We start from the raw sequence: 314 nt of genomic DNA, 5'->3' as shown, positions 1-314 counted from the left end.
TAACGCTTGAACTCCAGAAGGGCATTCCCGACGTGTGCCCTTCTTCCAGCAAGGCGGTTCATCATTCTGTTCAGTGGTCTATCGACTATTTGGCCCCGGGACCAATCAGCGAGCTTTCAATCTGCACGCCGGGCATCATTTGCTGCTAACCTGCGATCAGCTTGTCCCCTGCTTCAGTCAAAGCTTCAAGCGGCATCGCTGGCGAACTCTCGAGAATGAACCACATGTTCTGCGCATCGGCCCCAAGGCGGGTTCTGACCCCTTGCCGCCAATTCCAGCGGCGGCAGGTCACGCCTTTGTCATCGCGCCAGACC

General features: G+C 57.3%; 1 pseudogene. It reads right to left on the bottom strand.

The window, feature by feature from the left end:
• Nucleotides 1-145: 145 nt before the first annotated feature.
• Nucleotides 146-314 (bottom strand): annotated as a pseudogene (locus BK660_RS33360) (hypothetical protein); the annotation flags it as partial.

It is taken from the genome of Pseudomonas brassicacearum (assembly GCF_003732265.1).
Lineage (GTDB): Bacteria > Pseudomonadota > Gammaproteobacteria > Pseudomonadales > Pseudomonadaceae > Aquipseudomonas > Aquipseudomonas brassicacearum_D.
The sequence above is the reverse complement of the archived record's forward strand: the minus strand, read 5'-3'. Positions and strand labels throughout refer to the sequence as shown.